This is a genomic window from Cryobacterium sp. TMT2-4 (genome assembly GCF_004402575.1).
GTDB lineage: Bacteria > Actinomycetota > Actinomycetes > Actinomycetales > Microbacteriaceae > Cryobacterium > Cryobacterium sandaracinum.
The window spans coordinates 94,664-113,164 of sequence record NZ_SOGE01000030.1 but is presented as its reverse complement, the minus strand read 5'-3'; the positions used below and the strand labels follow the sequence as shown (position 1 = coordinate 113,164).

16 protein-coding genes are annotated in these 18,501 nt (G+C 67.6%); 1 reads left to right on the top strand and 15 read right to left on the bottom strand.

The window, feature by feature from the left end; genetic code table 11:
* Positions 1-173: 173 nt before the first annotated feature.
* The 11 genes from E3O54_RS16365 to E3O54_RS09590 all read right to left on the bottom strand — a co-directional run bounded on the left by E3O54_RS16365 (position 174) and on the right by E3O54_RS09590 (position 12,524).
* Complete coding sequence (locus E3O54_RS16365; RefSeq protein WP_166805242.1) at positions 174-533, bottom strand: hypothetical protein; 360 nt, start codon at positions 531-533, stop codon at positions 174-176.
* 8 nt (positions 534-541) lie between these two features.
* Complete coding sequence (locus E3O54_RS16360) at positions 542-694, bottom strand: hypothetical protein (protein ID WP_158250273.1); 153 nt, start codon at positions 692-694, stop codon at positions 542-544.
* A 289-nt stretch (positions 695-983) separates the two neighbouring features.
* Positions 984-1,757 carry a respiratory nitrate reductase subunit gamma gene (gene narI / locus E3O54_RS09630; protein WP_104194627.1) on the bottom strand — a complete coding sequence of 258 codons (774 nt, stop codon included), beginning with the start codon at positions 1,755-1,757 and terminating at the stop codon, positions 984-986.
* Entirely contained in the window at positions 1,754-2,446 is a 693-nt protein-coding gene (gene narJ / locus E3O54_RS09625; RefSeq protein WP_104101355.1) for a nitrate reductase molybdenum cofactor assembly chaperone, read from the bottom strand. The genes narI and narJ overlap by 4 nt, the downstream gene beginning before the upstream one ends.
* A complete protein-coding gene (gene narH, locus E3O54_RS09620) occupies positions 2,443-4,110 on the bottom strand; it encodes a nitrate reductase subunit beta (RefSeq protein ID WP_104101357.1) in 1,668 nt (555 codons plus the stop codon). Before narH ends, narJ begins: the two co-directional genes overlap by 4 nt.
* Entirely contained in the window at positions 4,111-7,896 is a 3,786-nt protein-coding gene (locus E3O54_RS09615) for a nitrate reductase subunit alpha (protein ID WP_134342349.1), read from the bottom strand.
* Positions 7,897-7,975: 79 nt separating this feature from the next.
* Complete coding sequence (locus E3O54_RS09610; protein WP_134401481.1) at positions 7,976-8,686, bottom strand: metalloregulator ArsR/SmtB family transcription factor; 711 nt, start codon at positions 8,684-8,686, stop codon at positions 7,976-7,978.
* Positions 8,683-10,656 carry a cation-translocating P-type ATPase gene (locus tag E3O54_RS09605; RefSeq protein ID WP_134401480.1) on the bottom strand — a complete coding sequence of 658 codons (1,974 nt, stop codon included), beginning with the start codon at positions 10,654-10,656 and terminating at the stop codon, positions 8,683-8,685. Before E3O54_RS09605 ends, E3O54_RS09610 begins: the two co-directional genes overlap by 4 nt.
* Before the next feature lie 21 nt (positions 10,657-10,677).
* On the bottom strand, positions 10,678-10,971 hold the full coding sequence (locus E3O54_RS09600; RefSeq protein ID WP_134342352.1) for a heavy-metal-associated domain-containing protein: 294 nt from the start codon (positions 10,969-10,971) through the stop codon (positions 10,678-10,680).
* Between the two features lie 45 nt (positions 10,972-11,016).
* Entirely contained in the window at positions 11,017-11,697 is a 681-nt protein-coding gene (locus E3O54_RS09595; RefSeq protein WP_104101694.1) for a Crp/Fnr family transcriptional regulator, read from the bottom strand.
* 62 nt (positions 11,698-11,759) lie between these two features.
* Complete coding sequence (locus E3O54_RS09590; RefSeq protein ID WP_134401479.1) at positions 11,760-12,524, bottom strand: metalloregulator ArsR/SmtB family transcription factor; 765 nt, start codon at positions 12,522-12,524, stop codon at positions 11,760-11,762.
* 74 nt (positions 12,525-12,598) lie between these two features.
* Between E3O54_RS09590 and E3O54_RS09585 the strand changes: the two genes are divergently transcribed.
* Complete coding sequence (locus E3O54_RS09585; protein ID WP_104101370.1) at positions 12,599-13,759, top strand: TIGR04053 family radical SAM/SPASM domain-containing protein; 1,161 nt, start codon at positions 12,599-12,601, stop codon at positions 13,757-13,759.
* A gap of 102 nt (positions 13,760-13,861) precedes the next feature.
* On the opposite strand, the gene E3O54_RS09580 is transcribed toward E3O54_RS09585, so the two are convergent.
* From E3O54_RS09580 to E3O54_RS09565, 4 genes are read right to left on the bottom strand one after another with little or no spacing between them, the layout of a single operon-like run.
* Entirely contained in the window at positions 13,862-14,110 is a 249-nt protein-coding gene (locus tag E3O54_RS09580; RefSeq protein WP_104101372.1) for a hypothetical protein, read from the bottom strand.
* Positions 14,110-15,009, bottom strand: a complete 900-nt coding sequence (locus E3O54_RS09575) for a slipin family protein (protein WP_104101375.1) — start codon at positions 15,007-15,009, stop codon at positions 14,110-14,112. The genes E3O54_RS09580 and E3O54_RS09575 overlap by 1 nt, the downstream gene beginning before the upstream one ends.
* Positions 15,009-15,824: a hypothetical protein gene (locus E3O54_RS09570; RefSeq protein WP_174720207.1), complete on the bottom strand. Its 816-nt coding sequence runs from the start codon at positions 15,822-15,824 to the stop codon at positions 15,009-15,011. The genes E3O54_RS09575 and E3O54_RS09570 overlap by 1 nt, the downstream gene beginning before the upstream one ends.
* Positions 15,824-18,187 carry a nitric-oxide reductase large subunit gene (locus E3O54_RS09565; RefSeq protein ID WP_104101377.1) on the bottom strand — a complete coding sequence of 788 codons (2,364 nt, stop codon included), beginning with the start codon at positions 18,185-18,187 and terminating at the stop codon, positions 15,824-15,826. Before E3O54_RS09565 ends, E3O54_RS09570 begins: the two co-directional genes overlap by 1 nt.
* Positions 18,188-18,501: the final 314 nt, after the last annotated feature.

Genomic DNA, 18,501 nt, shown 5'->3' with positions numbered 1-18,501 from the left:
TGGCCACACACACACACACACACACACACACACACACACACACACACACTCGCGCGCGACCGGGCCTAACCCGCGGAAGAGTCAAGGGAGCCAGAATCTCCGCCGAGTGGACCCGCGAGGTTGCCGCCGGCGTGGGCGCCGACAGCTCCGTGACCGACTGAGTTCAGGCCGGCTCAGTCGTCGTCTTCGCCCCCGGCGGGCGCCGGTGCTCCCCCGGCCTCGGACCAGACGGCCGCCGCCCCGCTGTGACCGATGCACACGGCCTGCACGATGGTTCCCGTGGCGGCGACCAGCGCGGCCACGGCCAGCACGATGGCCACCCACTTCGGGGTGCGGGCGACGGATGTCCGGCCGCCGACCTCCCGGTAGTTCCACCAGAGCAGAACGGCAGCGACCACGACCAGGGCGGCAACCCAGGGCAGCAGCCCGCCGGCCAGCTCGGAATGGGTCTCGACCAGCGCGGTCTCGGTGACCCGCTCTCTCAGCGCCTCCCCGGATTCGCGCGCCAGCGGCACGAGAACGAGTGCGGCCAATGCGAGGATCAGCGGCAGGAACTCCGCCCACCGGCGAAACCGGGGCCAGAGGGCCGCGACGACGACGACGAGGGCGCCGTGGGAACGACGACCGCGGTCGCGTGCACCACGAGGGGGTGCACAGGCAAACCGAAGATGGTGTCGAGCAGCGCATCGAACATGTGTCTCCTTCTGGGGCATCCTCAGGCACGAAATTGGACCCACACCGGCAATGCTAGGCACCGGAGCGGAACCCCGCCATACAGCGCAGGCTTCGCTTACCAGCCCGAGTGCGGCGGGATCAAGACGCCCTCGATCGCCTGCAGGCGGCCTGGCGTGCGCGCTGGCTAGCCCTTCGGGCAGCCCAGGTGCCGGCGGCCTGCATCATCCGTTGCCTGCGCGACCCGCTCCCCCGGCTGCATATGGCGGCTGCGGGTCGCGCACCGGCGTCGACGTCCCTGGGATCTTCGGCTAGCGGCGGCCGCCCACCTTTTCGCGGGTGTCCCTCGGTAGTTCGCTCTTCTCCCAGCCACGGCGGGCCTTCTGGGAGCCCGCACCGCGGTGGCCGTCCCGCGAGCGGTAGACGATGTAGGGACGCACGAAGTAGCCGAGCGGCGCCGAGAATACATGCACCAGTCGGGTGAAGGGCCACAGCAGGAAGAGCATCGTGGCGGAGAGCACGTGCAGTTGGAAGAAGAACGGCACGTCGCTCATCAGCGCCGGGTCCGGCTGAAAGGCGTACAGGCTGCGGATCCACGGCGAGATCGACCCACGGTAGTCGTAGCCGGCGCCGAGCACCTGGTAGAGCACGGTCGCCGTCGTGCCGAAGGCGATGGTGCCGGCGAGGAACAGGTACATGACCTTGTCCATCACGGTCGTGACCAGCTTGACCCGGGCGACCAGGCGGCGACGGATCAGCAGGATGGCGAGGCCGGCGATGGTCAGCACCGCGGCGACGCTGCCCAGCCAGGTGGCCCCGAGGTGGTAGATGTGCTCGGTGACGCCAAAGAACTCGAGCCACGGTTTGGGGATGAAGAGTCCGACAATGTGACCGCCGAAGACCATCAGGATGCCGTAGTGGAACATGGGCGAGCCCCAGCGGAGCCACTTGTTCTCGTAGGTCTGGCTCGACCGTGAGGTCCAGCCGAACTGGTCGAACCGGTAGCGCAGAAGGTGGCCGACGATGAAGACCCCGGCGGCGGCGTAGGGGAACGCCACCCAAAGCAGAATGTCGAGCGGATTCATACCCGTACTTCCTCGCTGTTCGCGCCGGACGGCGAGAACGGTTTGAGATTGCCCAGGAAGGTCATGCCGACCGTCTCGGTCGGCGGACCCTCGTTCACCAGGTTGAGGTAACGCTGACGCGTCTCCTCGTCGATCTTCGGGAGAGACAGGGAGACCGCCTCCACAATGTGCGCGTAGGGGCTCGGCACGGCCTCGAGTGCCATGCGGAGCACCTCAATCCCGTCGCGGTGCGCGGCGAGCAGTTCCTGTGCGATCGGCGAGTCGCTCCGCGCGGAGAATTCGAGCACCATCGGCAGGTAGTCGGGCAGTTCGTCGGCGGCGACCTCCCAGCCCGCGGCACGGTAGGCCTCGACGAAGCGCACGAGCGCCATGCCGCGGCGACGGGTGTCCCCGGCCGCAAAGTAGCTCAGGTACGGGCAGCACTTGCGCTTGAGGTCGAAAGTGGCCGTGAAGTGGATTTCCAACTCCTGCTGCGTCATCGCATCCGCTTTCGTCAGGAACGCCTCGAAGGCGTGGCGGAGCGGATCCGGCAGCAACGCCACCGACGCGGCGACAGCACCGAAACGGGCCCGTCGCTCCTGGCTGGGGTAATCCAGCAGAATTGATGCCGCCATGTGCGCCATCCGGCCGTCCTCCGCGGACAGAGGCAGCGCCGTGACCTTGCGGGTCGGGAGCTTCGGCAGCCTCATGCGGGACTCCCGGAGGCCTTCGGCGGGAACATGCCCTCCGGCACGCCGCCGCCGGTCCAGTTGAGCAGGTTGACCCGGCCGGGCGTGGTGGGCTTCGTGCGTTCGGAGCCCTTGCCGACCATCTCGTTGTAGTTGTCGACGGTCGCGTTCAGCGGCATCCCGGGGGTCTTGCCATAGGGGCCTGCCGCCGTGGCGACGCTGGGGCCACCCATACCGGGGCCGCCGTCGGTGTCGAGCGAGCAGGCGAGTTCCTCAAGCTCACGCGCCGTCTCGACGTGCGCCTTGGGGATGACGTAGCGATCCTCGTATTTGGCGATGGCCAGCAGGCGGTACATGGCCTCGATCTCGGGACCGGTCATGCCGACCGCTTCCGGGATCGACTCGTCGCGGTCGCGGCCCAGGTTGATGTCGCGCATGTACGACCTCATGGCGGCGAGCTTCCGCAGCGAGGACTCGACGGGAACGACGTCTCCGGCCGAGAACAGCCCGGCGAGGTATTCCACCGGGATGCGGAGCTTGTCGATGGCGGCGAACAGGGTGCGGGCATCCTCACCGTCGTTGTTGGTGGTCGAGATGACGTCGACCACCGGGGACAGCGGGGGGATGTACCAGACCATCGGCATGGTGCGGTACTCCGGATGCAGCGGCAGAGCCACCTTGTACTCGGAGATGAGCTTGTAGATCGGGCTGTTCTGGGCCGCGAGGATCCAGTCGTCCTCCATGCCTTCGGCCTTCGCCGCGGCGATGACCTCAGGGTCGAACGGGTCGAGGAAGCAGGCGCGCTGGGCATCCAGCAGGTCGTGCTCGTTCTCGACCGAGGCCTGCGCGAGGACCGCGTCGGCGTCGTAGAGCATCAGGCCGAGGTAGCGCAGCCGGCCGACGCAGGTCTCCGAGCAGATCGTGGGCTTGCCCTGCTCGATCAACGGGTAGCAGAGCGTGCACTTCTCGGCCTTACCCGTCTTGTGGTTGAAGTAGACCTTCTTGTACGGGCAGGCGGAGACGCACATGCGCCAGCCGCGGCATCCGTCTTCGTCGACGAGGACGATACCGTCCTCCTCGCGCTTGTACATGGCGCCCGAGGGGCAGGCCGCGACGCAGGCGGGGTTCAGGCAGTGCTCGCAGATGCGCGGCAGGTAGAACATGAAGGTGTTCTCGAACTCCATCTTCACGTGCTCGCTCATGGTGGCGAGGATGGGGTCGTCTGCCGCGGTCTCCTGCGAGCCGCCGAGGTCGTCGTCCCAGTTGCCGGACCACTTGATGTCCATGTTCTGGCCGGTGAGCAGCGACTTGGGCCGGGCGACGGGGCTTTCCGTGCTCAGCGGAGCCTTGGTCAGCATGTCGTAGTCGTAGGTCCACGGCTCGTAGTAGTCGTCGATCACCGGGAGGTCGGGGTTGTTGAAGATGGTGGCGAGGCGCTTGATGCGGCCACCGGAGCGCAGTTTCAGGCGTCCGCGCTTGTTGCGCTGCCAGCCACCCTTCCACTTGTCCTGGTCTTCGTAGCGGCGCGGGTAGCCGACGCCGGGCTTGGTCTCCACGTTGTTGAACCAGACGTATTCGACGCCGGTGCGGTTGGTCCACACCTGCTTACAGGTGACCGAACAGGTGTGGCACCCGATGCACTTGTCGAGATTCATGATCATCGACATCTGAGCCATTACGCGCATTTAGTACTCAACCTCCTGGCTGCGTCGACGGATCACGGTGACCTCATCGCGTTGGTTCCCGGTCGGGCCGAGGTAATTGAAAGCGAAGGACAGCTGGGCGTAGCCACCGATCAGGTGACTCGGTTTCAGCAGGATCCGGGTGAGCGAGTTGTTCGTGCCACCGCGCATGCCGCTCGTCTCGGCGATCGGCACGTTGATGGTGCGGTCCTTCGCGTGGTACATGTACACGGTGCCCTCGGGCATCCGGTGCGAGACGACCGCACGGGCCACGACGACGCCGTTGCGGTTGTAGGACTCGATCCACTCGTTGTCGCGCACGCCGATCTTGTCGGCGTCCTGCGGTGACATCCAGATGGTGGGCCCGCCGCGGGACAGCGACAGCATCATCAGGTTGTCCTGGTACTCGGAGTGGATCGACCACTTGGAGTGCGGGGTGAGGTAGCGCACGGCCACCTCGGCCCGGCCCTTCGAGCCGGTCGCGCCGGTCGACGAGGTCGACCCGACGATGGAATCATCGAACAGGCGGTGCATGTCCAGCGGCGGCCGGAAGATCGGCATGGTTTCCCCCAGCTCGATCATCCAGTCGTGGTCGAGGTAGAAGTGTTGCCTCCCGGTGAGGGTGTGCCAGGGCTTGAGGTGCTCCACGTTGATCGTGAACGCGCTGTAGCGTCGGCCGCCGTGCTCGCTGCCGGACCATTCCGGGGAGGTGAGTACCGGGACCGGGGCACCCTGCACATCCGGGTAGGAGAAGCGACGGCCCTCGTTGTCGCTGGCCAGGTGCGCCAACTTCTGGCCGGTGCGCTCCTCCATCCTGCGGAAGCCTTGCGTGCCGAGCCGTCCGTTGGTGGTGCCGGAGAGCGCGAGCACCATTTCGCAGGCCTGGATGGCGGTCTTCAGTTGCGGCCGCCCGGCGGCGGGGCCGCTCTCGACGAGCCCGTTCTTCTTCGCCAGGTAGGCCACCTCGACGTCGGGGTTGAACTTGACGCCCTTGGTCATCATGCCGAGCTTCTCGGTCAGCGGGCCGAGGGCACCGAGCCGCGCGGCGAAGGCCGGGTAGTCGCGTTCGACCACGACCAGTTTGGGCATGGTCACGCCGGGCACCAGCACCTGGTCGTATTCGACGATGCCGTGCGGGGCGCTCATCGCATCCGGGGTGTCGTGCAGCAGCGGAACGGCGACCAGGTCCTTCCGCACCCCGAGGTGCTCCACGGACATCTCGGAGATCTTCTCCGCGAGGATGTGGAAGATGTCGAAGTCGGTCTTCGCCTGCCACGGCGGGGCGATCGCCGGGTTGAACGAGTGGATGAAGGGGTGCATGTCGGTGGTCGACAGGTCGTTCTTCTCGTACCAGGTGGCCGGCGGCAGCACCACGTCGCTGAAGATGGTGGTGCTCGTCATGCGGAAGTCGCTGGTGACCATCAGGTCAAGCTTGCCCTCGGGGGCGGTCTCGTGCCACTTCATGGTCTTCGGGCGCTTCTCGGGCGGCGATTCGGGGGCGCGAACGGCGTTCTTGGTGCCCAGCAGGTGCTTCAGGAAGTACTCGTTGCCCTTGCCCGACGAGCCGATCACGTTGGCCCGCCAGACGTCGAGGATGCGCGGGAAGTTCTCCGGCGCATCCGGGTCCTCGATGGCGTACTCGAGGGTGCCGTCGCCGAGGGACTCGACCACGTACTGGGCCGGGTCGACGCCCGCCCGGACCGCGTCGTCGACGAGGTCGAGCGAGTTGCGGTTGAAGGTGGGGTAGCCGGGCATCCAGCCGCGCTTGGTCGACTCGACCAGGCAGTCCGCGGTGGTGCGGCCGGCGAAGGTGCCTGCGCCGAGCGGGCTGGACAGGGTGTCGGCGGCGAGGCCGTCGTAGCGCCACTGGTCGGTGGCGAGGTAGAAGAAGCCCGTGCCGATCATCTGGCGGGGCGGGCGCACCCAGTCCAGGCCGAACGCGTACTGGCCGTAGCCGGTGAGCGGGCGCACCTTCTCCTGGCCGACGTAGTGAGCCCAGCCGCCACCGTTGACGCCCTGGCAGCCGGTCATGGTGGTCAGTGCCAGGAAGGCCCGGTAGATGGTGTCGGAATGGAACCAGTGGTTGGTTCCGGCACCCATCAGGATCATCGAGCGTCCATTGGAGTCTTCGGCGTTCTGCGCGAACTCGCGACCGATGCGTTCGGCGGCCTGCATCGGCACCGAGGTGATGCCCTCCTGCCAGGCAGGGGTACCGGGTGAGGTGGCGTCGTCGTAGCCGGTCGGCCAGACACCGGGCAGGCCTGGCCGGCCGACGCCGTACTGCGCGAGCAGTAGGTCGAACACGGTGGTGACCAGCTGGCCGGCCACCATCCGCACGGGTACGCCGCGACGGATGATGCCCGCACCGCCCGCGTGCTGCTCTCCGATCTCGTCGGTCTCCGGAGCAACGTCGAACCGGGGCATGTCGATGGCGACGGACGCCTGGTCGTAGTCGGGCGCGTCGGCGATGGACAGGAGCGGGTCGACACCCTCGAGGTCGAGGTTCCACTTGCCGACGTCGGTCTCGGAGAAACGGTGCCCGATCGAACCGTTGGGCACGACGACCTCGCCGTCGTGGCCCAGAAGCACCGGCTTGAACGCGGCGCTGGCGACCGTCGGGGCCAGGCCGGGCAGGGCATCCGCGGTCACGAACTTGCCGGGCACGTACGCGTCGCCGCGCCTGGTGAGGCTGATCAGGTAGGCGGAGTCGCTGTAACGCTTCATGTAGTCGACGAAGCGGGGCGTGCGGCGGTCGACCAGGAATTCCTTGAGCACGACGTGGCCCATGGCCAGCGCGAGCGCGCCGTCGGTGCCGGGGTGCACGGCCAGCCACTCGTCGGCGAACTTGGAGTTGTCGGCGTAGTCGGGCGAGACGGTGATGACCTTCTGGCCCTTGTAGCGGGCCTCGACCATGAAGTGCGCGTCGGGCGTGCGGGTGACCGGCACATTGGAGCCCCACATGATCAGGTAGGAGGAGTTCCACCAGTCTGCCGATTCCGGCACGTCGGTCTGGTCGCCGAACACCTGCGGGGACGCCACGGGCAGGTCGGCGTACCAGTCGTAGAACGAGAGCATGGTGCCACCGAGCATGGAGATGAACCGGTTGCCCACCCCCTGCGAGACGATCGACATGGCGGGGATCGGCGAGAAGCCGGCGATGCGGTCGGGGCCGTACTTCTTGATGGTGTGCACGTGGGCGGCGGCGACGATCTCGGACGCCTCGTCCCAGCTGGTGCGCACCAGGCCGCCCTTGCCGCGGGCGCTCTTGTAGGCGCGGGCGCTCTCGGGGTCGCCGGTGACCTCGGCCCAGGCGAGCACCGGGTCGCCGGTGCGGGCCTTCGCCGCACGGAACAGGTCGAGCAGCACGCCGCGCACGTAGGGGTACTTGACCCGGGTCGGCGAGTAGGTGTACCAGCTGAAGGCGGCGCCGCGGGGGCAGCCGCGGGGCTCGTATTCGGGTGAGTCGGGGCCGACGGAGGGATAGTCGGTCTGCTGGGTCTCCCAGGTGATGATGCCGTCCTTGACGTACACCTTCCAGGAGCAGGAGCCGGTGCAGTTCACACCGTGGGTGGACCGCACCTCTTTGTCGTGGGTCCAGCGGTCGCGGTAGAACGAGTCGGCGTCGCGGCCGCCCGTAAGGAACACGGAACGCAGGTCGGGTGAGGCCTTGCCTCGACGCAGGAACCGCCCGAGCTTCAGGATCGTGTCGTCGATGGGGCCGTCGATGCCGGGCTTGGCCGGCCGGGTCTTAGCCGGCTTCGAGAAAGCCGAATTCTTGAGTGTTTTCACAACGTACCCCTTGCACTGCCCGGGGTCACCATGGTCGGCAACCACCCTCGGACTCCAGTCTCAGGGGTGGCGAAATTCGCTACAAGCCGGAAACGCCGTGATAAATGATTGCCGGCTTGAGCTGTTCCGGGGCGGTGGGTGCGGCGCCTGTTTCGACACCTGGGTCGGCGTCGGACCGGTGCAGGTCGAGGGTGCAGGTGTTCAGTTCGACCAGCGGGTGCAGCGCGTCGGCGCTCAGGGGTCCCTCGGTCCTTTCGAGCAGGGTTTTCAGCAGCCCGAAGTGCACCCGGCAGACCTCGGGGTGCGCCTTGACCATCTCGCTGTACGGGCATTCGTGCAGGTGCACTCGGTTGCCGTCGGCACCGTCGATCTCGAGCCGCGCGTCGAAGCCGGACTCGTCGAGGTGGTCGTCGAGGGCGTCCAGCTGCCGCTGCAGCGGCGAGTGGATGACGGCCTCGACCCGCAGCATCCGTCGCACCTGGTCACCGTGGCGATCGGCGGCTTCGGCCTTCGCGGCCCGGATGGAGCCGTCGACGTGGTTCGGGCCGGCGGCGGCGCTGTACAACATCCGAGGCCGGCCCTTGGAGTCTTTGTTTTCCGGGTGACAGGTGACGAAACCGTCCCCGATCAGGCGCTGCAGGTGCTCCCGGGCCGTGTTGTGGTGCAGACCGGTGGCCTCGGCCAGGTCGCCCACCGTCATCGTTCCGCGCTGCTGCAGGAAGTACAGAAGCTGAATCCTGCTGAAGGACGCGAGCGTGCGGTAGCTCGACGAGGGGGAGGACGGCGTCACCTCCTAATCATCTCCTTATTTTCTGATTTCTCTGACTTTTTCGGGGACTGGACATGCGATTCGGACGAAATCCGACGTCGTGCTCTGCGTTCCGCGCGCTGCCCGGACCGGCGCAGCAGGCGCATCGCATTCACGATCACGATCAGTACGGATGCCTCATGCACGAGCATGCCGCCGAACATCGTCACGCCGCCGAACAGCACACCGGCCAGCAACAGCGCCACCGTGACCAGCGCGAGGGCCACGTTCTGGTGCATGACGCGCACCGTGCGGCGGGCCAGGTCGATGGCGGCGGGGAGCATCAGCAGGTTGTCACCCATCAGCGCGATGTCGGCGGTCTCGACCGCGACGGCCGAACCGGCCGCCGCCATCGCGATGCCGATGTCCGCCGTGGCCAGGGCCGGGGCGTCGTTGACGCCGTCTCCCACCATCGCCACGACGTGGCCGTCCCGCCGGAGCCCGGTGACGACGTCGAGCTTGTCCTCCGGCAGCAGCGACGACCGGATCTCGTCGATTCCGACGTGGGCACCCACGGCCTGCGCCACGAGCGGCCCGTCGCCGGTGAGCATGACGACCCGAACAATCCCCGCCGCGTGCAGCGCGTCCACCATGTCGGCGGCGTCGGGACGCACCTCGTCGGCCACGGCGAGGACACCGGCGACGACGCCGTCGAGTACGACGATCAGCGGCGTGCGCCCGTGGGCGGCGAGTTTCTCGGCCAGCGTCGTGGCGGCATCCGTGCCCGCGATCCGGTGGGCGCGGAGCAGGGCCGGATTGCCGATCAGCACGGTGCGGCCGGCCACCGCGGCGACGATGCCCTGCCCGGGCACCGACGTGATGTGTTCCGGCAGGCCGGTCACCTGGGCGCCCTGCGCGGCTTCGCGTGCGGCCTCCCGCGCGGCGGCCTGCACGATCGCTCCGGCCAGCGGATGCTCGGAGCCGGCCTCCGCCCGTGAAGCCCAGTCGAGCACCTCGGCACGGGTCAGGGCGGGGTTCAGCACCACGACATCCGTCAGGACCGGACGGCCCCGGGTGAGGGTGCCCGTCTTGTCGACCGCGACGACCGTGATCTTCGCGGCGGTCTCGAGGAACTCGCCGCCCTTGATCAGGATTCCGAGCTGCGCGGCGCGGCCGATCCCGGCGACGATCGCGACCGGGATGGAGATGACCAGGGCGCCGGGACACCCGATCACGAGCAGGGTCAGCGCCAGGAATACGTCGCCGGTCACCACGCCGACGATGATCGCGAGCACCAGGATGCCGGGGGTGTACCAGGCCGAGAACCGGTCCATGAAGACCTGGGTCGGGGCCGTGGCCTCCTGCGCCTCCTCGACCCGGTGCACGATGTGGGCCAGGGTGGTAGCCGCGCCGACCTCGGTGGCCAGCACCTGCAAGAAGCCGCCGGTCGAGACCGTGCCGGCGAAGACGCGGTCGCCGGCACGCTTCTCGGCCGGGGAGGACTCGCCCGTGATGGAGGCCTCGTCGATCGTGCCCGTGCCCTGCTGCACGGTGCCGTCGACGGGCACCCGCGCGCCGTTCTTGACCAGGACGGTCTCCCCGGTCCGCACGGACCCGGCCAGGACCTCGAGCTGCTCGCCGTTCCGCAGCACGAGGGCGACGTCCGGGGCCAGGGCCACGAGCGCGGTCAGGGCGGAGCGGGTGCGGTTGAGGGTGGCCGTTTCGAGGGCATGCCCGATCGCGAAGAGGAAGGTCACGGCGGCGGCCTCCCAGTATTCGCCGAGCACGATGGCGCCGACGGAGGCGACCGTGACAAGCAGGTCGATGCCCACGACCCGGGCGAGCAGCGCGCGCCCGGCGGTCCGCATGATCGGGAACCCGGCCACGACCGCGGCCGCCACCATCGCCGCGTCGGAGACAAGCGGCGGCACCGGCAGGAGGCCGAGCAGCCAGGCGGCGCCGATCAACGCGCCGGAAATGAGGGGAATCAGGTGGCGGCGCACGATGGTCATGTCACTCCCCCTGTCCGCCGGTCAGAACGCGGCCAGGCGGGCGGTGTAGCCGGCCTTGCCGACGGCGGCGATGAGGGCATCCGTGCTGACGACGGCCGGGTCGTGGTCGATCTCGATCCGGGCGGTGGCGAAGAACACGGTCACGGCGCTGACTCCGGCGAGGCGGCCGATCTGCTTCTCGATCTTGGCGACACAGGACGGGCAGGAAAAGCCGTCGGCCCGCAGGATGGTGTGGACGGTGGCCGGGGTGGATGTCGGAGTGGATGTCGGAGTGGATGTCGGAGTGGATGTTGTGGTGGGGATGATTGTGGTCATGACTGCGACGTTACGAACCCGAGGCGGCGGCAACCATGACGGCCGTCACTTTGCCGCAACCAGGCCCGAACGGTCGAGCACGGCGGTCCACCGCCGTCCGGAATCGATCAACCCGTCCCGGCGCAGGCCGCTCATGGCGCGGGACACCGACTCGGCGCTCGTGCCGGTCATGGCGGCCAGGTCGGCGCGGGTCAGAGGCAGCTGGATCAGGGTGGTACCGGCGCCGTCCCCCGGCACGCCGAAGGTGTCGGCGAGGCGCAGCAGGGTCGCTGCCACCCGCGTTGTGACGGTAACGGAGGCCTGCTCGGCCTCCCTCGACCGCGCCCGATGAAGGCGGTCGACGACGACATCCAGCACGCGCAGCGCCACCGGCGGATGCGCGAGCAACATCTGCCGGAAGGCGCCGGATTCGAGGCGCAGGGCGCAGGTGGTCACGAGGGCAACGGCCGTCTCGGGGTACCGACCCGCGTCCAGCGCGGTCAGGCTTCCCAGCACCGCTCCCGGGCCGAGGAAGTCGAGGCTCGTGAACTGCCCGGTCGAGGTCGATCGGAACACCTTCGCCTGGCCGGCCGCGAGTACGAACACGTGCTCGGACGGCTCGCCGGCGGTGAACAGCGTGTCTCCGGGACCCCAGGCGAGCGACAGCATCCGTTCGGCCAGGTCGGCGAGCTCGCCGGCCGACAGGTCCTGGAAGATCGGGATCTGGCCGAGAATGCTGTTCCGCATGGCGGAGGAGCACGGATGCGGCCGCGCACAGGTGCTGCGCAGCGGTGTGCGCCGGGCCACGCTCACGGCTTCGTCGCCGGGATCTCGAGGTGGGCGAGGCAGACGCCCGGGCGGGCGAACGGCTCGAGGGTGACGCCGACTCCGGGTGTGTGCAGGCGCTCGAGGGCGCCCTCCATCAGGCCGCGGTGCACCGCGCACACGACGTCGCTGTGCTCCTTGGCCACATCGAGGAACGGGCAACGGTGCAGCTCGATCACGACGTCGACCGGAGCGGCGGCGCCGCCGAAAGCGACGTCATCGGCAGCACCGGCAGCACCGGTATCACCGGCATCCCCGAGGCGCGGCTCGAAGCCGACCTCGTCAAGGATCTGAACGATACGCCCGACCGATGCTCCGTGGGCCGCCCCCGACTGCGCGTCGGAGAGTCCGGCATCCGTCTCGGCCATTTCCCTGCCCCAGCGCCGCCCGGCCTCCGCGGCCGCGGCCGCGCCTGCCCCCGAGGAAACGTCCTTGCCCAGGCCGCCGGCCAGGAGACCGGCAAGAAGCCGGTAGGACTCGGCGGGGACCTCGGCGGCGGGTGACGTGGCGCGAAAGAAAAGCCGGGGCCGCCCGGGACGCACGCGCGCCTCGACGGTCTCGGCAACCAGGCCCACCTCGACCAGCCGGTCGAGGTGGGACCGAACCGTGTTCGCGTGCAGCCCCACCGCTTGGGCGATGGCCGGCACATCCATCGCCGCGTCGGCATCGCGCAGGAGTTCGAGAATGGCGACCCGACTGATGCCGGAGAGCACGCGGTGGGTGCGGGAGTCAAGGGGTTCGATAGGCACCAGACTAGTTTTCCCTATATCTATGGTAAAAACAACTGAGGGCCGAAATTCGGCGCTGAGCTAGGACTTGCCCCATGACCGACACGCACGTGCGCCCCATCCGGGTGCTGCACCACGACACCGCCGAACGGCCCTTCATCGTCATCTGGGAGGTGACGCGCGCCTGTCAACTGGTCTGCACCCACTGCCGGGCCGACGCCATCCGCACTCGCAATCCGTTCGAGCTGAGCACGGACCAGGGTCGCAAATTGTTGGACGACCTCGCCGCCTTCGGCACACCGCGCCCGCTGGTCGTGCTCACCGGCGGGGACCCGTTCGAGCGCCCCGACCTGCCGGAGCTCGTCGCCCACGGCACCAGCCTCGGCCTGAGCATGGCCCTCTCCCCCTCGGTCACCCCGCGCCTCACCCGTGAGGTCCTGGTCGAGCTCCACGACGCCGGGGCCAAGGCGGTCTCGCTCTCGCTGGACGGCGCCTCAGCGGCCACCCACGACGCCTTCCGCGGTGTCGACGGCGTCTTCGACGACACCATGATCGCCGCCCGAATGGTGCGCGAGGTCGGCTACCGGCTGCAGATCAACACGACCGTCACCCGCGACACCGTGCACGAGCTGCCCGGCATCCTGAAGACCGTCCTCGATCTCGGCACCACCCTGTGGAGTGTCTTCTTCCTCGTGCCCACCGGCCGCGGCAAGCTCCTGAACGCTCTGACCGCGGCCGAGGAGGAGGAGGTACTGCACTGGCTGCACGACGTCTCCGACCTGGTCGCCATCAAGACCACCGAGGCACCCCACTACCGACGCATCGCGCTTCAGCGGGCCGGCGTGGACGACGGGGTTGACCTCGACACCGCGTTCCCAGTCGGCCCACTGAGAGCCTCGCTGCGGGAGGCCACGGAGCGGTTGCTCACCGGTGACGAGCCGAGGCGACGGCGTCCGCGGGCCCCCCTCGACGTCAATTCCGGGCGCGGGTTCGCCTTCGTCGACCATGTCGGTCTCGTTTACCCCAGCGGGTTCCTGCCCGTGTCCGTGGGGTCGGTGCACAAGCAGCCCTTCTCCGAGATCTACCGGGAGGCGCAGCTGCTCCAGGAGCTGCGCACCCCGGATCTCTTCGGCGGCCGGTGTGGTCACTGCGAATTTCGCACGGTCTGCGGCGGCTCCCGCTCGCACGCCTACGCGGTGACCGGGGACCCGCTCGCCGAGGACCCCAGCTGCGGCTACCAGCCCAGCACCGACTGAGCAGCCCGGAACGCTGATCGGTTTACAGCAGCTCACCGCACGCAGAAGCGCCCGGCCGATTACTCGGCCGGGCGCTTCTGCGTGCGGGTGGTGCGCGGCAGGTCAGTCCAGGTGGTGCCCGCCCTTGACCCAGCGCAGGGCGCCAAGAATACCGATGGCCACGCCGAACATCCCGACGATCATGCCCACGAAGAGCCAGACGAAGAGCGGTTCCAGGCCGCCGACCGTCTGGTCGACTCCGACGATCGTGCCGCCGAGGAACCCGGCGATGGGTGCGAAGATGCCGGCGAAGGCTCCGATCAGCATCAGACGGATGCTGAGGGCGCGGTCGCGTGAAACGATGTCGGCCATTAGGAAGAAACCTCCGTTGTCTGTGCTGCGGCAGCCGCAACGGCGGTCGCAACGGCGGCGGCGAAGGCCGCGGCGGCCCCCGCCGGGTCCGGCAGGGGAACCGTGTCCGCACCGGGGGGTGCGGCGCTCGGCTGGGCCACCTGCTGGGTGACCTTGCCGTTGAGGAACGGACCGAGAATGTCCATCGGAAGCGGGAAGACCACAGTCGATTTCTGGTCGGCGCCCAGCTCGAGCAGGGTCTGCAGGTAGCGCAGCTGAAGCGACGCGGGATTGCGGCTCAGGATTTCCGCCGCCTGGCCCAGCTCCTCCGACGCCTGCAGTTCACCGTGGGCGTTGATGATCTTCGCCCGGCGATCCCGCTCGGCTTCGGCTTCACGGGCCATGGCACGCTGCATCGCCTGCGGAATCTCGACATCCTTGATTTCGACGACCTTCACCTGCACGCCCCAGGGTTCGGTTTGCGCATTGATGTTGCGGGCGAGGTCTTCGTTCAGGTCGGCCCGGTGGGCGAGCAGGGTGTCGAGGTCGGCGCGGCCCACGACCGAGCGCAGCGTTGTTTGCGACATCTGGGAGGTGGCGATGGCGTGGTTCTCGACCGCCATCACCGAACGGACCGGGTCGGTGACCTGGAATAGGACGACGGCGTTGACCCGGGCCGGAACGTTGTCCTTGGTGATGACGTCCTGCGGCGGGATCGTGAGGGTCACGATCCGGAGGTCGACCCGCACCATCTTGTCCAGTCCGGGGAACACCATCTGCACACCCGGGTCCCGCACCGGGCCCAGCCGGCCGAATCGGAACGCCACGCCGCGCTCGTATTCCTGCAGCACCTTGAAGGAAGCTGCCAGCCAGACGAGCAGCAGCGCCACCACGATCAGGGCCGCGATCTGCCAGGCCATCACGAGTTGCCCCTCCGGCTCCAGCCCACGGCGGGGCCGGAACGACCCGGGTCGGCCTCCGTCTCCAGTTCAGCCCAACGGGCTGAGAATGAGGCGCTCACTGTGTTTCCTTTCATCGTTTCCGGATCGGCGTCGGTTTGCTCCGACGCCCGGGCGCTCGCGTACGGTTCGATTTGAACCGGCCGCGGGCCCGTTTTTCTGATGCTGCCGTAGCCGCTGCGCCGCTGCGCCTCGACCGCCGCCGTGGCGGCGCGGGCCGCGACGCTTTCGTCGAGCCCTACGACCTTGAGATGCTCGGGAAAGCGAGCGGGCGTGCGACGCAGGTGCGACCACAACGGCCAACTGCCGGCGGCGATGACGGCCGAGGCTGACCCCAGGATCAGCAATTCCACGCCCGTGCGGTTCTGGAACATGGACGCCAGCGGCCAGATGAGCCCGAGCACGACGACGGAGCAGGCGATCCCGCGATGGAACCGTTCTGCCTCCGAACTGGGCCAGGGGTCGATGTTTCGCGCGAGCTGCCGGCCCGCATCCGAGGTGGTGCAGGTGTCCTTGACCGGGCAGGGGTTGCAGACCGTGGGGCTGGCCTGGTATCGCGTCACCCGGTTATCCGGATCGAAGGAGATCGGCCAGAGCCACTGGTCCTCCTGGCACTTCCAGGCGTCGTGGTTTTCGTGGTACTCGAACCCGCTCGAACTCATGGCGGTGGTTTTCGCCCCGGTGCGTCTCGCCAGGAGGTCCAGCACGTGTGCTACGGCCAGCAGGAAGCCGCCGTAGACAAGCGCGAACCAGACCTCCGGATTGATGGACGCCATCACACGCCGCCGCCCGGGCGGTCCCCACCGAGCTCTCCGGTGCCGGTGGAGCGGTAGTCCGAGGAATATCCGGATGTCGGCTCCGCGCCGCCGGTGACCGTCGCGCCGGTGGGGACCGCCTCGACGAACAAAGCCTCCATCGGCACGTCGTGGGTGGTTGCCTTGATGCGGTAGCGAACCCCAAGCCAGGTGATCCAGACGAACGGCATCACGCCTCCGACGATGAAGACGATGTCACCGGGCATCCGCAGCCATTCGAGAACGGCGTTGCCGGGCTCGTTGATGAAGTTGAGGCTGCGGGCTTCGAAGTAACCGTCGTTGATGGAGTGCCAGAGCTGAATGACGCCGAGCGGCAGCAGCGTTGCGAACGTCATCCAGGCCAGGCCGATGTTGAGGCACCAGAACGAGATCTTGGCGAGCTTGTCCGGCCAGCGCTCGGCCGGGATCAGGTAGCGCAGGGCGAAGAGCGACAGACCGACGCCCATCATTCCGTACACGCCCATCATCGCCGCGTGGGCGTGGTTGGCCGTCAGCGCGGTACCGATCTCGTAGTACGAGACGATCGGCAGGTTGATCAGGAATCCGAAGACGCCGGCACCCAGGAAGTTCCAGAAGCCGACCGCGACAAGGAACATCACGGCCCAGCGGTGCGGGAACGGAGCCGAACTACGCGACTCCTGCCGGGCACCGAGTTGAAGGAAGCTCCAGGCCTCGATCGTCAGGAAGGTCAACGGGATGACTTCCAGGGCGGAGAAGAAGGCTCCCAGCGCCATGTGCTCGACGGGGGTTCCGGAGAAGTACAGGTGGTGCATGGTGCCGAGGATGCCACCGGCGGAATACAGGATGACGTCGAGCAGGATGATCTGCATCGCGATCTTGCGGTGCACAACCCCGAGCATGACGAAGATGTAGGCCACCATCACGGTCGTGAACAGTTCCAGGAAGTCCTCAACCCAGAGGTGCACCACCCAGAAGCGCCAGAACTCGGCGACGCTCAGGTGAACCTCGGTGCCGGCGAGCATTCCGACGGCGTAGAACGCGGGGATCGCGAGACCGGCGTAGAAGAAGAGCCACGGCAGGTTGAAGCGGTGCTCAGACTTCAGACGCGCCCGGATGCCGCGGTAGATGATCGCGATCCAGAGGAAGAGTCCGACGACGAGCATGCCCTGCCACACCTTGGGCAGGTCGATGTACTCCCACTGCATGTCCCAGAACGGCGAGCCCTTCGCGGCCTCGACGCCGAAGATGCTCAAGGCTTCACCCACGAACGATCCGACGATGACCAGGGCGAGGGCGCCGAGCAAGCCGTAGGCCAACCAGTGCTGACGTTTGGGTTCACGCCCGGAGATATACGGGGCGAGGAAGATGCCTGCGGCCAGGAACGAAGTGGCCGTCCACAACAGCGAGAGCTGCACATGCCAGGTTCGGGCGAGGTTGAACGGCAGCAGCTGAGCCAGGTCGACCCCGAAGAAGCTCGACAGGTCGACCCGGTAGTGCTCGATGGCGGCACCCAGGAAGGCCTGGGCCAGGAACATCAAAGCCACCACGAAGAAGAACCAGGCCGTGGCGGTCTGGGCGGGTGTCACCGCCACCTCCCCCGGCTGTCGGAAGGACAGTGCCGGGGTTTCTTCCCCGTGCTGCCAGCCCATCCTCTTGCTCCACCGGCCGTAGAGGCCGAAGAGGGCGCCGAGGGCGACCATCAGGGCCACGAGCGAGAGGCCGCTCCACACGATGATGTCGGCGGTCGGAACGTTATCCACGAGCGGCTCGGCCGGCCAGTTGTTCGTGTACGAGTAGTTGTGACCGGGCCGCTCAGCAGAGGCTGCCCAGGACGTCCAGGCGAAGAAGGCGGTCAGGTCGTGGATGTCCGCCGAGTCCGTGATGGCATTCGGGATCAGACCGTATTGGGTGGTCGGGGAACCGAAGAAATCGGCGTAGTGCTGCTTGAGCGTGTCGAAGGCCTCGATCTGCAGATCGGTGAATTCGAGGTCGCCGGTGGCCTTGTCGTAGCGGTTGGTCCGCATCATCTCGACGAGGGCACCCTGTGGGTCCTGCACACCGGACGCGGTCAGGGCCTCGAGCACCTCGGTCGAGGAGCGCCGCAGGTAGTCGGCCGTATAGTCCGGTCCGAGGTAGCCGCCGTGACCCAGGATCGAGCCATACTGCTGCAGGCCGCGCCGCACGAAGGTCTGCTGGCCCGCGGTGATGTCGGCCGTCGTGAAGACAACCTCACCCTGCGAGTCGACGACCTGCTTGGGCTGGGGCATCGAGTCCGTATAGGTCCTCAAGGCCAGGAAGCCCATCACGGCGAAACCGAAGACCATTACCAGGGCTACGCCCTGCAACCATCCTTTGGAAACCATCAACTCCGATCGCAGTTTTCCTGCACCGGCTCTCAATCGGACCACGGTGGGCCCCTTTCCATGTTGCGTGATTCAAGGGCGCGGAAGCAGGTGCTGCCACCTGTCACGGTTCCTCCCCCGGATAGGTCACGCGGGGTGGTTGAAAGCTACCACAGGATTAAAAGTATGAGTGACATTTCTAATCACTTCACCAAACTCGCAGTGACGATATTCCACAATAAAAACCCTGTCCAACGGTGTAATACCCTCACACAGCAGACTGAGGCGACGGGCCGCCCATTTCTTCCACCTGACCGGCGACACGCCGCACACAA